Source organism: Pseudomonas sp. NFACC16-2 (assembly GCF_900119205.1).
In the GTDB taxonomy this organism is placed as follows: domain Bacteria; phylum Pseudomonadota; class Gammaproteobacteria; order Pseudomonadales; family Pseudomonadaceae; genus Aquipseudomonas; species Aquipseudomonas fluorescens_Q.
This window is the reverse complement of sequence record NZ_FPIX01000008.1, coordinates 50195-64258: the sequence shown is the minus strand read 5'-3', so window position 1 is coordinate 64258 and position 14064 is coordinate 50195. Positions and strand designations below refer to the sequence as shown.

The following is a 14064-nucleotide window of genomic DNA, read 5'->3' as shown; positions in this document are numbered from 1 at the left end:
CCGGTAATGAGCTATCAGCACCAGTATGTCGACGGTACACGTATTCATTTCCCGGTAGGGAAAGTGGTGTGCATTGGCCGCAACTACGCCGAACATGCAAAGGAACTGGATAACCCGGTACCCACCGAACCCTTGCTGTTCATCAAGCCGGGCAGTTGCGTGGTGCCGCTGGAAGGTGGTTTCAGCATTCCTGCCGACCGTGGCTCGGTGCACTACGAGGCGGAAATCGCCGTGCTGATCGGCAAGCCGTTGTCCACCAAGCCCAGTGTTGAAGAAGTACTGGACGCGATCTCCGGCTTCGCCCCAGCCCTGGACCTGACTCTGCGGGACAAGCAGGCCGAGCTCAAGGCCAAGGGCCTGCCGTGGGAAGTGGCCAAGTCCTTCGACGGCGCGGCGGTGCTCGCACCGTTCGTGTCGAGCGGCACCTTTGCCGACCTGACCGACATCTCCGTTCGCCTGACCATCAACGGTGAAGTGCGCCAGGACGGCAATAGCAGCCTGATGCTCAACCCCATTGTGCCGATGATCCAGTACATGGCCGGCTGCTTCTCGTTGCAGGCCGGCGACGTGATCCTCACCGGCACCCCGGCAGGCGTCGGGCCGCTGAATGCAGGCGATGAGCTGGTACTGGAGTTGCCGGGGGCGAGCCGCTTCGAAAGTAACGTTCGCTAACGGCTAAACCTGTGTTCCCCTGTGGGAGCGAGCTTGCTCGCGATGAGGCCATCACATCCAACATTGATGTTGGCTGACACACCGCTATCGCCAGCAAGCTCGCTCCCACAGGGCATATATGACGCATCTGCGATCATTTACCGTTTTTTTCACATGCCATCCGGATAATTCCGGGGAATGCGGCATCTGAGCCAGCCACTCCCCTAGCCGAATTTTCTGGAACGCATTCCCCGATGGCCAAAACCCAAGCACTGTCTGCCGCCAATCTCGCCCGCCGCCCCCGCTTCGCCCTGCCCTGGTATGCCTGGTCGCTGCTGGCGATGGCCGCTGCCTATGGCCTGGCGTTTGCGATGCATTGGGACGACCGCGGCCTGCTTTGGCTATCGGAACACTTCCAGAGCCCAGCCGAGCGCCAGGCGAGCATCTGGCTGCCGGACTACCGCGCCGTGATCGACGCCAAGCCGCTACCCGGCATGGAGAAAGACGAAGCGTCCGATGTGACCTACAACCCGCAGACCAAGACGCTGTTCGCCGTCATGGGCAAGAACCCGTTCCTGGTGGAACTGACCCTGCAAGGCGACGTGCTGCGCAAGATGCCGCTGGTGGGTTGGAGCAACCCCGAGGGCGTGACTTATATGGAAAACGGCCTGCTGGCTATCACCGACGAACGAAATCACACGTTGACCATCGTCCACGTTGGTGCCGATACACGCGAATTGAACAACGCCGATTCCCCCCACTACGATCTCGGCCCATCCAAGAACAAGAACAAAGGGTTCGAAGCGATCGTCTGGGACCCGCGCAACCAGCAACTGGTACTCGGGGAGGAACGCCCGCCGGCGCTGTTCACCTGGAAAAGCGACGGTAGCCAATTGCTCAAGGGCAACAAGCAAATCCATGCCAGCAATGAACTGGACCTGCGCAACCTCTCGGCACTGGCGATCGATCCGCGCACCGATCACATGCTGGTGCTTTCGGCCGACTCCCATCTGCTGCTGGAACTGGACGAAAAAGGCGAGCAGGTCAGCTTCATGACCTTGCTGGGCGGCTTCAACGGCCTGAAAGACACAATCCCTCGTGCCGAAGGCGTCACCGTCGATGAGGCCGGCAATCTGTACATGGTCAGCGAACCGAATCTGTTCTATCGTTTCGAAAAACAGCGCTGACAGCACTAACTCTGTAGGATAAATCCTCATTTGTTGTAGGGTGTGGCACACAGCCATTAAGCTTCAGTTCAGGCGGCCGTGGTATTTCCAGGCACCCTGTTCTTATCCGAGCCCACCCCAACATGCGTCGACTCGCCCGCCCCAAACCCTTGATCCTGATACTGCTGACGCTGGTGCTGATCTTCCTGATCGCCGCCGGCCAGTATCTGCGCCTGTTCGAACGCGCCTGGTTCAACCTCAACACCCTCTGGCGAACCCCCAGCGAACAGGCCATCGCCCTGGACCAATACCGAGTCACGCTCGAGGCGCAGGCGATCGACGGCCTGGACGATGACGTTTCAGCGCTGACGTTCGATCCGATCCGCAAGAGCCTGTTCACCGTCACCAATAAAAATGCCGAGCTGGTCGAGTTATCGCTGGACGGTAAGATTTTGCGGCGCATCGCCCTGATCGGCTTTGGCGATCCGGAGGCGGTGGAGTTCATCAGCGAAGACATCTACGTCATCACCGACGAGCGTCAGCAGCGCCTGATCAAGATTCACCTGGAAGAGGACACCCAATTCCTCGACGCCGCCGAAGCCGAACAGATGACCCTGGGCGTGCACATGAGCGGCAACAAGGGGTTCGAAGGGCTGGCCTACGATTCGGTAGGCAAACGCCTGTTCGTGGCGAAGGAGCGCGACCCGATGCTGATTTATGAAGTGCATGGGTTTCCCCACCACAATCCGGAAAAGTCCTATGCCGTCCATGTAATCAACAACCCCAAGCGCGATGCCGGGCTGTTCGTACGCGACCTCTCAAGCCTGCAATACGACGAGCGCAGCGGCCACTTACTGGCGCTGTCCGAGGAGTCGCGGCTGATTATCGAATTGGATATTGACGGCCGGCCGTTGAGCACGCTGTCGTTGAGCAAGGGCCGCCACGGCCTGCAAAAAACCGTGCCCCAGGCCGAAGGCCTCGCCATGGACGACGATGGCAACCTGTATCTGGTGAGCGAGCCGAATCTGTTCTATGTGTTCAAGAAGCCGCAGCCTGATTGAAGGAATCAAAAACCCTGTGGCGAGGGGATTTATCCCCGCTGGGCTGCGTAGCAGCCCCCAAAAGCAATGAACTCAATCTATCTGGCACACCGATTAATTCAGGTTTCAGGGCTGCTTCGCAGCCCAACGGGGATAAATCCCCTCGCCACAAGCGTGCCAATCACAACAGCGGATCAAGCCTTGAGGGTCTTCACGCCTTCAGGGGTCCCCAGCAACAGCACATCAGCAGGACGCGCAGCGAACAAACCGTTGGTGACCACGCCCACGATGGCGTTGATCTGGCTTTCCAGTTCCACCGGGTTAGTGATCTGCAGGTTGTGCACATCGAGGATGATGTTGCCGTTATCGGTCAGCACGCCTTCGCGATACACCGGGTCGCCACCCAGCTTCACCAGTTCGCGAGCCACATGACTGCGGGCCATCGGTATGACTTCCACTGGCAACGGGAACGCGCCCAGCACCGGCACCAGCTTGCTGGCGTCGGCAATGCAGATAAAGGTCTTGGCCACCGCCGCGACGATCTTCTCGCGAGTCAGGGCCGCGCCGCCGCCCTTGATCAGGTTCAGGTGCGCGTCGCTTTCGTCGGCGCCGTCGATGTAGAACTCCAGGTCGCTCACGGTGTTGAGCTCGTACACCGGAATCCCGTGGCCCTTGAGGCGCGCGGCGGTGGCTTCGGAGCTGGCGACCGCGCCGTCGAACGCACCCTTGTGTTGCGCCAGCGCGTCGATGAAGCAATTGGCCGTAGAGCCGGTGCCAACCCCGACAATGCTCTTGTCATCCAGCTTCGGGAGGATGAGGTCGACGGCGGCCTGGGCCACGGCCTGTTTGAGTTGATCCTGGGTCATGCGGGCTCCGAAAGCGGACAGGAAGTAAAGAGGGGCGCGAGTATAACCCAACAAAACCTTGGGATTCGTGTGGTCGCCCAGCTAAAAGCCGGGTTAGACTCCTTGGCCCTGCCCAACCCGCTCAGTGATGCTTTCCGATGCTTGAACAGTACGTCAAAAAGATCCTCACCTCGCGCGTTTACGACGTTGCCGTAGAAACCCCTCTGCAGTCCGCTCGCCAGCTCTCCGAGCGACTGGGCAACAGCATCTTGCTCAAGCGCGAAGACTTGCAGCCGGTGTTCTCGTTCAAGATTCGCGGGGCCTACAACAAGTTGACCCAGCTCAGCGACGAAGAACGCGCCCGCGGCGTGGTCACCGCTTCGGCAGGCAACCATGCCCAGGGCCTGGCCCTGGCGGCCAAGGTGCTGGGGGTCAAGGCCACCATCGTGATGCCCAAGACCACCCCGGAAATCAAGGTCGAAGGCGTGCGTTCCCGTGGCGGCAAAGTGGTGCTGCACGGCGATTCGTTCCCCGAAGCCCTGGCCTACTCGCTGAAACTGGTCGACGAAAAAGGCTACGTCTACATCCACCCGTATGACGATCCCCACACCATTGCCGGGCAGGGCACCGTGGCAATGGAAATCCTGCGCCAGCACCCGGGGCGCCTGGATGCGATCTTCGTCCCGGTGGGAGGTGGCGGGCTGATTGCCGGGATCGCGGCCTACGTGAAGTACCTGCGCCCGGACATCAAGATCATCGGCGTCGAGCCGGACGACTCCAATTGCCTGCAAGCGGCCATGGCCGCTGGCGAGCGTGTGGTCCTGCCGACCGTGGGGCTGTTCGCCGACGGCGTCGCCGTGGCACAGATCGGCCAGCACACCTTCGACATCTGCAAGCACTACGTGGACGAGGTGATCACCGTCAGCACCGACGAGATCTGCGCTGCGATCAAGGATATCTACGACGATACCCGCTCGATCACCGAACCTGCTGGCGCCCTTGGCGTGGCCGGGATCAAGAAATACGTCGAGTCGCGCGGCATCAGCGGCCAGACCCTGGTGGCCATCGACTCCGGCGCCAACGTCAACTTCGACCGCTTGCGCCACGTTGCCGAACGCGCCGAACTGGGCGAGGGCCGCGAAGCGATCATCGCCGTGACCATCCCCGAGCAGCCGGGCAGCTTCAAGGCGTTCTGCGAAGCCGTCGGCAAGCGCCAGATCACCGAATTCAACTATCGCTACAACACCGGCAGTGAGGCGCACATCTTCGTTGGCGTGCAGACCCACCCGGAAAACGATCCGCGCAGCGCGTTGATCGCCAGCCTGACCGAACAAGGCTTCCCGGTGCTGGACCTGACCGACAATGAACTGGCCAAGTTGCACATTCGCCACATGGTCGGCGGGCATGCGGCCCATGTCATCGACGAAGTGGTGCTGCGCTTCGAATTCCCGGAGCGCCCGGGCGCGCTGTTCAACTTCCTCAACAAGCTGGGCGGACGCTGGAACATCTCGATGTTCCACTACCGCAACCATGGCGCGGCGGATGGCCGTGTGGTCGCCGGGCTACAGGTGCCGCACGATGAGCGCCACCTGGTGCCGGCCGCCCTGGAAGAAATCGGCTACCCGTACTGGGATGAAAGCGATAACCCGGCGTATCAACTGTTCTTGGGGTGAACCCTGTGACGAGGGAGATCCCGCCGCGCTTGAGTGCGAAGCGCTCACTGCTTTTTTTGGGGCCGCTTCGCGACCCAGCGGGAGCAAGCTCCCTCGCCACAGGGGGGGCTAAGCTGTGCTGGACAAGTCATAAGGAAATCGAACCATGGAAACGTTGACCCTCCTGAAAATCGCCCACGTCGTAGCCACGGTTCTGCTGTTGGCGGGCGCCCTCGGGCTGGCCCTCTGGGTCTGGCGCACGCGCCGCAACGGCGATGCCACGGCAGCCGCACGCACGCTGCAACGTCCGCGACTGTTCATCTGGCTGGTGATGATCCTGGCATTGGCGAGCCTGCCCTTCACCGGCTGGTGGATGGTGCATCAAGTCGGATGGCCACTGGGCCAGACCTGGCTGCTGGCTTCCAGCGTGCTCTATACCTTGGCGGCGTTGGCCGGGTTCTGGCTGTTGGTACGGCTGAACAAACTGCGCAAGCTGCCGGTGGCGGGCACTGGCAAGTTTACGTTGGCTTTGGCGTTGTTCAGCATTGTCTGCTTGATCGCCATTGCGGGGTTGATGGGCGCCAAGCCGGTTTAAGGCGTTAGCGCGCGATGACAATTTCAGCCGCGCAGCGAAATCACCGGCCAACCCCGCTTCTGGGCCTCGGCCCTGAGGTTCGGATCCGGATCCACCGCCACCGGATGCGTCACCACCTCCAGCAGCGCCAGGTCATTCATCGAGTCGCTGTAGAAATAGCTGCCATCAAGGGAATACCCGGTCTCTTCCAGCCAACGGTTCAGCCGGGTCACCTTGCCCTCGCGAAAGCACGGGACATCCGTGCTGCGCCCGCTGTAGCGCCCGTCGATCATCTCGCACTCGGTGGCGATCAGGGTTTCGACGCCCAGGCGCTCGGCAATCGGCCCGGTGACAAAGCGGTTGGTGGCGGTGATGATCACCAGCTTGTCGCCAGCGTCACGGTGCTTTTCCAGCAATTCGATGGCCTGGGGCAACACGATCGGCTCGATGCAGTCGCGCATGTAGTCCAGGTGCCACTGGGCCAGCACGTCCATTTCGGTACGACCGAGGATTTCCAGGCAAAAATTCAGGTACTCGGCGTTGTCGAGCTTGCCGGCCAGGTAATCCTGGTAGAACGCGTCGTTGCGTGCCTTGTATGTGACAGCGTCCAGGAAACCGCGCTCGCACAGGTAATCGCCCCACGCGTGGTCGCTGTCGCCGCCCAACAATGTGTTATCCAAGTCGAATAAAGCCAGCCGCATTGCAGTTACTCGCTGAAAAATCTGAAGAAAGGCGTCCAGAATACGGACTTTTCACAAGAGTGCACATAAGCTAGGCGGGCTCGTTGCTGCTTTCACAACCTTTGTGGAACAATGCGGCGACATGCGTTTGCGAGGTTGTTGCCGTGATCGACCCCGATGGTTTCCGCCCCAATGTGGGGATCATTCTTACGAATGATGCAGGGCAGGTGCTATGGGCTCGCCGTATCAATCAAGACGCCTGGCAGTTTCCTCAGGGCGGGATCAACCCCCAGGAGACGCCGGAAGAGGCCTTGTACCGCGAGTTGAACGAAGAAGTGGGGCTTGAGCGAGAAGATGTCGAAATACTCGCCTGCACCCGCGGCTGGTTGCGCTATCGTTTGCCGCAACGCCTGGTCAGGACGCACAGCCAACCGCTGTGCATCGGCCAGAAGCAGAAATGGTTTCTCCTGCGCCTGATCTCCAACGAGCAGCGGGTGCGGATGGATTTGACCGGTAAACCGGAGTTCGATGGCTGGCGCTGGGTCAGCTATTGGTATCCGTTGGGCCAGGTGGTGACATTCAAGCGCGAAGTGTACCGACGCGCTCTCAAAGAGCTTGCCCCGCGCCTGCTGACGCGCGACTGACGACGGAGTTCGACCCCGAGCCATGCTCAATACGCTGCGCAAGATCGTCCAGGAAGTTAACTCCGCCAAGGATCTCAAGGCGGCGTTGGGGATTATTGTATTGCGTGTCAAAGAGGCCATGGGCAGCCAGGTCTGCTCGGTCTACCTGCTGGATCCCGAGACCAATCGTTTCGTGTTGATGGCCACCGAGGGCTTGAACAAGCGCTCCATCGGCAAAGTCAGCATGGCCCCCAATGAAGGCCTGGTCGGTCTGGTCGGCACACGCGAAGAACCCCTGAACCTCGAAAACGCCGCGGATCACCCGCGCTACCGCTACTTTGCCGAAACCGGCGAAGAACGCTACGCCTCGTTCCTCGGGGCACCGATCATCCACCACCGCCGCGTTGTCGGCGTGTTGGTCATCCAGCAAAAAGAACGCCGCCAGTTCGATGAGGGTGAAGAAGCCTTCCTCGTGACCATGAGCGCGCAACTGGCCGGGGTTATAGCCCACGCCGAGGCCACCGGCTCGATCAGCGGCCTGGGACGCCAGGGCAAGGGCATCCAGGAAGCCAAGTTCGTCGGCGTGCCGGGTTCACCGGGCGCGGCGGTGGGTACGGCGGTGGTCATGTTGCCACCCGCCGACCTGGACGTGGTGCCGGACAAGGCCATCACCGATATCGACGCCGAGCTGGGCTTGTTCAAGACCGCCATCGAAGGCGTACGCGCCGACATGCGCGCCCTGTCGGCCAAGCTGGCGACGCAGCTGCGCCCTGAAGAGCGCGCGTTGTTCGACGTCTACCTGATGATGCTCGACGATGCCTCCCTGGGCAGCGAAGTGACCACCGTCATCAAGACCGGCCAGTGGGCCCAGGGCGCACTGCGCCAGGTGGTGACCGACCACGTCAACCGCTTCGAACTCATGGACGACGCCTACCTGCGCGAGCGGGCCTCGGACGTCAAGGACCTTGGCCGCCGGTTGCTGGCCTACTTGCAGCAAGAGCGCCAGCAGACCCTGGTCTACCCCGACAACACCATCCTGGTCAGTGAAGAACTCACGCCGGCCATGCTTGGCGAAGTCCCCGAAGGCAAGCTGGCGGGGCTGGTCTCGGTATTGGGTTCGGGCAACTCCCACGTGGCGATCCTGGCCCGGGCCATGGGCATCCCGACGGTGATGGGCCTGGTGGACCTGCCGTACTCCAAGGTCGACGGCATCCAGATGATCGTCGATGGCTACCACGGCGAGGTCTACACCAACCCCAGCGACGTGCTGCGCAAGCAGTTTGCCGATGTGGTGGAGGAAGAAAAGCAACTGTCCCTGGGCCTGGATGCGCTGCGGGACCTGCCGTGCGTGACGCTCGACGGCCACCGCATGCCACTGTGGGTCAATACCGGCCTGCTGGCCGACGTGGCCCGGGCGCAGAAGCGTGGCGCCGAAGGTGTGGGCCTGTATCGCACTGAAGTACCGTTCATGATCAACCAGCGCTTCCCCAGCGAAAAGGAACAGTTGGCGATCTACCGCGAACAATTGGCCGCGTTTCACCCACAACCGGTGACCATGCGCAGCCTGGACATTGGCGGCGACAAATCCCTGTCCTACTTCCCGATCAAGGAAGACAACCCGTTCCTCGGCTGGCGCGGTATTCGCGTGACGCTCGACCACCCGGAAATCTTCCTGGTCCAGGCCCGTGCCATGCTCAAGGCCAGCGAAGGCCTGAACAACCTGCGCATCCTGTTGCCGATGATCTCCGGCACCCATGAACTGGAAGAAGCCCTGCACCTGATCCACCGGGCCTGGGGCGAAGTGCGCGACGAAGGCACCGACGTGCCGATGCCGCCGATTGGCGTGATGATCGAGATTCCGGCAGCGGTGTACCAGACCAAGGAATTGGCGCGACAGGTGGACTTCCTGTCGGTGGGCTCCAACGACCTGACCCAGTACCTGCTGGCTGTGGACCGCAACAACCCACGGGTCGCCGATCTGTACGACTACCTTCACCCGGCGGTGCTGCAAGCCTTGCAGAACGTGGTACGTGACGCCCATGCCGAAGGCAAGCCAGTGAGCATCTGCGGCGAAATGGCCGGCGACCCGGCCGCCGCAGTGCTGCTGATGGCGATGGGCTTCGACAGCCTGTCGATGAACGCCACCAACCTGCCGAAAGTGAAGTGGATGCTGCGCCAGATCAACCTCAGCAAGGCTCAGGAATTGCTCGCGGAGGTAATGACCATCGACAACCCGCAAGTGATCCACAGCTCCTTGCAACTGGCGCTGAAGAACCTTGGGTTGGCGCGGATGATCAATCCGGCTTCGAACAAGACGCTCTGACGAGCATTGGTGTGTGTGGCGAGGGAGCTTGCTCCCGCTGGAGTGCGAAGCACTCCCGATTGCGGTGATAGCGATAAGGGCAGTGTCAGCCAACTTGCGACTGCTTCGCAGCCGAGCGGGAGCAAGCTCCCTCGCCACAGGTCCTCGCTAATCCTTCAGACTCGCAGTTCCACCTCTCCCAAATGCCCCCCATGGGGCCCGAAACTGCGCTCGACCATCTGCCGTGTTCCATCGGCATGGACAATCAACGCCGTACTCGCCCGCGTTCCATAGGCGGGGCTGGCGATGAACACACTCGACAACAACATCTCGGTCGCCAGCCCCACGCCCGTATCCGGCAACTCAGCCACCGGGGCGGGTTGCGGGTCGTTCAGCAGGGCCAGCAAAGCCTGGGGCTGTGGATCGTCCAGCACTTCGCCCAGTGCCGCCCGGGCCTTGAGCAATTTGGGCCATGGCGTGTTCAGCCCAGCGTTCGACAAGCCATAGAGCCCCTCGCCCAACCGCTGCGGCTGGGTATCGCGGGCGTTGTGATGCCACAGCTCGACGCCATCGCCAAGCAGCAGGTTGAATCCACCATACTCGCTGGCGCGGGGCACGATTTCGCTCAAATACTCGGTAATCGAAAGATTTCCGGTCAGGAACCGCGCCACCAGTTCGCCGCGCGACTTGAATACCGGCAACTGGCCCGGGTCACGGATGTTGGTCAGCGCCGCAAAGCGCCCTTCGGCGCCAATGCCAAGCCAGGTCCCGCCGGCCTCCAGGTCGCGACCAGCATGCACATGGGGCGCATCAGGCCACTGGGCAAGGGGTGAGGTCGGCCGGGCGTAGAATTCGTCGCGGTTGGCCGCCACGATCAGCGGCTGGGCATGGCCGGGGCGCCAGGCAAATACGATCAGGCACATCAGGTCGTCCTGTTAACAATGCCAATCCGTTAAAAGAATAAAGCCGGACACCGCTGTTGTGGCGAGGGGATTTATCCCCGCTGGGCTGCGAAGCAGTCCCAAAACCATCAACTCAATCAACCTGGCACACTTGGATGTCAGGTTTTTAGGACTGCTGCGCAGTCCAACGGGGATAAATCCCCTCGCCACAAAGGTTCCGTTCCGGGTCAGCTATAGATCACTCTACCCAGACATGGCCCCCACATCCATCACCTTCAGTGGAGCCAGGGACCCTGGATCCGTTACCATGCCGCTCTTATTTCGGGGATGGGCGGGGAGAGTCTGGTGGAATTTGTGCTCTATCTGCTGCTCGGCGCCTGCGCCGGCGTGTTGGCCGGGTTGTTCGGCGTGGGGGGCGGGATCATCATCGTCCCGGTGCTGGTGTTCAGTTTCACCCTGCAGGGCTTCGACCCGCAGGTGCTGACGCACCTGGCCGTCGGCACCTCGCTGGCATCGATCATCTTCACCTCGGTCAATGCCGTACGCGAGCATCAACGCAAAGGCGCGGTGCGCTGGCCGGTGTTCGCCTGGATGACCGTCGGCATCCTGATCGGTGCCGGATTCGGCGCGATCACCGCCGAAGCGATTTCCGGCCCGCACCTGCAAAAGATCATCGGCGTGTTCGCCCTGATCGTTGCTCTGCAATTGGCCCTGGACTTCAAGCCCAACGCCAGTCGCAGCGTACCGGGCAAGGCCGGGCTGACCCTGGCCGGCACGGTGATCGGCTGGGCCTCGGCGATTTTCGGCATCGGCGGCGGTTCGCTGACCGTGCCGTTCCTGACCTGGCGCAGCGTGCCGATGCAGCAAGCAGTCGCGACCTCATCGGCCTGCGGACTGCCCATCGCCGTGGTCAGTGCATTAAGCTTCATGATTCTGGGCTGGCACGATCCGCTGCTGCCGGCCCATAGTCTCGGTTTTGTGTATTTGCCGGCGCTGCTGGGCATCGCCCTGACCAGCATGGTCTTCGCCCGCTTCGGTGCGCGACTGGCCCATCGCCTGTCGCCGCGCTTGCTCAAGCGGCTGTTCGCCGCCTTGCTATTCTGCGTGGGCTTGAGTTTTCTGTTCTGACGCAATCCTGGCTTAATCCCGAGGTGGCAGCGTCGCCCGGGTATTTTTGACGTTTACGAGGAATATCAATGCTGCCTTACCCGCAGATCGATCCGGTGGCCCTGGCCATCGGCCCGCTGAAAATCCACTGGTACGGCCTGATGTACCTGGTCGGCATCGGCGGCGCCTGGTTGCTGGCGTCGCGTCGCCTCAACCGTTTCGACCCGACCTGGAACAAGGAAAAGCTCTCCGACCTGGTGTTCTGGTTGTCCATGGGCGTGATCGTCGGTGGGCGCCTGGGCTACGTGCTGTTCTACGACCTGAGTGCCTACCTGGCCAACCCGACGCTGATCTTCGAGGTCTGGAAGGGTGGCATGTCGTTCCACGGCGGGTTCATTGGCGTGATGCTGGCGGCGTTGTGGTTCGGCAAGCGCAACAACAAATCGTTTTTCGAGCTGATGGACTTCGTCGCGCCGATGGTGCCGATCGGCCTGGGCGCCGGGCGCATCGGCAACTTCATCAATGCCGAGTTGTGGGGCAAGCCGACCGACGTGCCGTGGGCGATGATCTTCCCCCCATTCAGCGACCCGGCGCAGTTGCCGCGCCACCCGTCGCAGCTTTATCAGTTCGCCCTCGAAGGCGTGGCATTGTTCCTGATCCTCTGGCTGTTCTCGCGCAAGCCGCGGCCAACCATGGCGGTGTCGGGCATGTTCGCGCTGTTCTACGGGATCTTCCGTTTCATCGTTGAATTCGTCCGCGTACCGGACGCCCAGCTCGGCTACCTGGCGTGGAACTGGCTGACCATGGGCCAGGTGTTGTGCTTACCGATGATCATCGGCGGCCTGGCGCTGATCTGGCTGGCTTATCATCGCGCGCCGGCTGCCGCGGCCAAGGTTTAAAATTCGAACCCCGGGGCGTTGGCCCCGGGTTCAAGGACACAGGTAACCCATGAAGCAATATCTCGATCTGGTGGCCCACGTCATCAAGAACGGCACCAAGCAGGCCAACCGCACCGGCGTGAACACCATCAGCTTCCCCGGCGCCATGCTGCGCTATGACTTGCAGGACGGCTTCCCGGCCATCACCACCCGCAAGATGGCTTTCAAGTCGGCCATTGGCGAGATGTGCGGTTTTCTCCGTGGCGTGAACAATGCCGCCGAGTTCCGCGCCCTGGGCTGCAAGGTCTGGGACCAGAACGCCAACGAAAATGCCCAGTGGCTGGCCAACCCGTTCCGCCAGGGCGAAGACGACCTGGGCGAGATCTACGGCGTGCAATGGCGCAAATGGCCGGCCTATAAACAGATCCCCCTGAGCAATCCGGCGGCCATCGAGCAGACACTGGCCCAGGGTTACCGGCAGATCGCCGAAGGCGAAGAAAATGGCCAGGCCTACGTGGTGCTGTACAAGGCCATCGACCAGGTTCGCCAATGCGTCGACACCATCATCAAGGACCCGGGCAGCCGGCGCATCCTGTTCCACGGCTGGAACTGCGCGCAGCTCGATGAGATGGCCCTGCCGCCGTGCCACCTGCTCTACCAGTTCCACCCGAACGTCGAGACCAAGGAAATCTCCCTGACCCTCTACATCCGCTCCAACGACCTGGGCCTGGGCACGCCATTCAACCTCACCGAAGGCGCCGCGCTGCTGAGCCTGATCGGTCGCCTGACCGGCTACACGCCGCGCTGGTTCACCTATTTCATCGGCGATGCCCATGTCTACGAAAACCACTTGGACATGCTCAACGAACAGCTCAAGCGCGAGCCGTTCCCGATGCCGAAACTGGTGATTTCCGAGCGTGTGCCGGAGTTCGCCAAGACCGGCGTGTACCAGCCGGAGTGGCTGGAGCTGGTGGAACCGAGCGACTTTTCCCTCGAAGGCTACCAGCACCACGCGCCGATGACCGCGCCGATGGCGGTCTAAGCCACACCACCCTCCCCTGTGGGAGCGAGCTTGCTCGCGATGAGGCCCTTACATTCAACATAGAGGTTGACTGCCAGGCCGCTATCGCGAGCAAGCTCGCTCCCACATTGGGTCTCCATGGGGTCCCGATCGGTGGCATGGGCCCTCAATGCCCATGACTGCGCCCCACATGCGAATGCTCCACCTCCGGCGCCACCGCACCACTGACCTCCAGCCGCTGCAAGATTCCGCATTGATCCAGGTCCGGCCCTTCGCCACAGCGATGGCGCAGGTCGATCAGTTGCGTCTGCAAGGCCAGCAGGCCGTCGATGCGGGCCTTGACGTGCTGGATGTGCTCGTCGATCAGCGCGTTGACACTTTCGCACTGGTCCTGGGGGCTGTCGCGCAGGGCCAGGAGGCTGCGGATTTCTTCCAGGGTCATGTCCAGGGTGCGGCAATTGCGGATGAACGTCAGCCGCTCGGCATGGGCCTGGGTGTAGACGCGGTAATTGCCGTCGCTACGGGCCGGTTCCGGCAGCAAGCCTTCGCGCTCGTAGTAGCGGATGGTTTCGACCTGGCAGTCGGTGATTTTCGCCAGTTCTCCGATCTTCATGATGCGGCCT

14 protein-coding genes are annotated in these 14064 nt (G+C 61.7%); 10 read left to right on the top strand and 4 right to left on the bottom strand.

Annotation, left to right across the window (positions count from 1 at the left end; all coding sequences use genetic code 11):
• Positions 1 to 6 precede the first annotated feature (6 nt).
• The 3 genes from BT116_RS09400 to BT116_RS09390 all read left to right on the top strand — a co-directional run bounded on the left by BT116_RS09400 (position 7) and on the right by BT116_RS09390 (position 2878).
• Entirely contained in the window at positions 7 to 672 is a 666-nt protein-coding gene (locus BT116_RS09400; protein WP_072342635.1) for a fumarylacetoacetate hydrolase family protein, read from the top strand.
• Positions 673 to 905: 233 nt separating this feature from the next.
• A complete protein-coding gene (locus BT116_RS09395) occupies positions 906 to 1838 on the top strand; it encodes an SdiA-regulated domain-containing protein (RefSeq protein WP_072342633.1) in 933 nt (310 codons plus the stop codon).
• Positions 1839 to 1960: 122 nt separating this feature from the next.
• Positions 1961 to 2878: an SdiA-regulated domain-containing protein gene (locus BT116_RS09390; protein WP_072342630.1), complete on the top strand. Its 918-nt coding sequence runs from the start codon at positions 1961 to 1963 to the stop codon at positions 2876 to 2878.
• Positions 2879 to 3051: 173 nt separating this feature from the next.
• Here the strand turns inward: BT116_RS09390 and rpiA are convergent, their stop codons facing one another.
• Positions 3052 to 3723, bottom strand: a complete 672-nt coding sequence (gene rpiA, locus BT116_RS09385; RefSeq protein ID WP_063323444.1) for a ribose-5-phosphate isomerase RpiA — start codon at positions 3721 to 3723, stop codon at positions 3052 to 3054.
• A gap of 137 nt (positions 3724 to 3860) precedes the next feature.
• On the opposite strand from rpiA, the gene ilvA reads away from it, so the two are divergent.
• Together ilvA and BT116_RS09375 are read left to right on the top strand one after the other, a co-directional pair.
• Complete coding sequence (ilvA, locus tag BT116_RS09380; RefSeq protein WP_063323445.1) at positions 3861 to 5375, top strand: threonine ammonia-lyase, biosynthetic; 1515 nt, start codon at positions 3861 to 3863, stop codon at positions 5373 to 5375.
• Between the two features lie 145 nt (positions 5376 to 5520).
• On the top strand, positions 5521 to 5949 hold the full coding sequence (locus BT116_RS09375; protein ID WP_072342628.1) for a DUF2269 family protein: 429 nt from the start codon (positions 5521 to 5523) through the stop codon (positions 5947 to 5949).
• Between the two features lie 23 nt (positions 5950 to 5972).
• On the opposite strand, the gene BT116_RS09370 is transcribed toward BT116_RS09375, so the two are convergent.
• Positions 5973 to 6629, bottom strand: coding sequence for a histidinol-phosphatase (locus BT116_RS09370; protein ID WP_072342625.1), 657 nt, complete (start codon positions 6627 to 6629; stop codon positions 5973 to 5975).
• Positions 6630 to 6772: 143 nt separating this feature from the next.
• On the opposite strand from BT116_RS09370, the gene BT116_RS09365 reads away from it, so the two are divergent.
• Complete coding sequence (locus BT116_RS09365; protein ID WP_003186867.1) at positions 6773 to 7252, top strand: RNA pyrophosphohydrolase; 480 nt, start codon at positions 6773 to 6775, stop codon at positions 7250 to 7252.
• Between the two features lie 22 nt (positions 7253 to 7274).
• The gene (gene ptsP / locus BT116_RS09360) at positions 7275 to 9554 is read left to right on the top strand and encodes a phosphoenolpyruvate--protein phosphotransferase (protein ID WP_063323448.1); all 2280 of its coding nucleotides are present in this window, start codon (positions 7275 to 7277) and stop codon (positions 9552 to 9554) included.
• A 155-nt stretch (positions 9555 to 9709) separates the two neighbouring features.
• Here ptsP and BT116_RS09355 read toward each other — a convergent pair whose 3' ends face one another.
• A complete protein-coding gene (locus BT116_RS09355) occupies positions 9710 to 10456 on the bottom strand; it encodes an NRDE family protein (RefSeq protein ID WP_072342623.1) in 747 nt (248 codons plus the stop codon).
• 324 nt (positions 10457 to 10780) lie between these two features.
• Between BT116_RS09355 and BT116_RS09350 the strand changes: the two genes are divergently transcribed.
• The 3 genes from BT116_RS09350 to BT116_RS09340 all read left to right on the top strand — a co-directional run bounded on the left by BT116_RS09350 (position 10781) and on the right by BT116_RS09340 (position 13462).
• On the top strand, positions 10781 to 11563 hold the full coding sequence (locus BT116_RS09350) for a sulfite exporter TauE/SafE family protein (protein ID WP_057450605.1): 783 nt from the start codon (positions 10781 to 10783) through the stop codon (positions 11561 to 11563).
• Positions 11564 to 11631: 68 nt separating this feature from the next.
• Positions 11632 to 12441, top strand: coding sequence for a prolipoprotein diacylglyceryl transferase (lgt, locus tag BT116_RS09345; RefSeq protein ID WP_072342621.1), 810 nt, complete (start codon positions 11632 to 11634; stop codon positions 12439 to 12441).
• A 49-nt stretch (positions 12442 to 12490) separates the two neighbouring features.
• On the top strand, positions 12491 to 13462 hold the full coding sequence (locus BT116_RS09340; protein ID WP_072342618.1) for a thymidylate synthase: 972 nt from the start codon (positions 12491 to 12493) through the stop codon (positions 13460 to 13462).
• Between the two features lie 145 nt (positions 13463 to 13607).
• On the opposite strand, the gene cadR is transcribed toward BT116_RS09340, so the two are convergent.
• The gene (gene cadR, locus BT116_RS09335) at positions 13608 to 14054 is read right to left on the bottom strand and encodes a Cd(II)/Pb(II)-responsive transcriptional regulator (protein WP_003196623.1); all 447 of its coding nucleotides are present in this window, start codon (positions 14052 to 14054) and stop codon (positions 13608 to 13610) included.
• Positions 14055 to 14064: the final 10 nt, after the last annotated feature.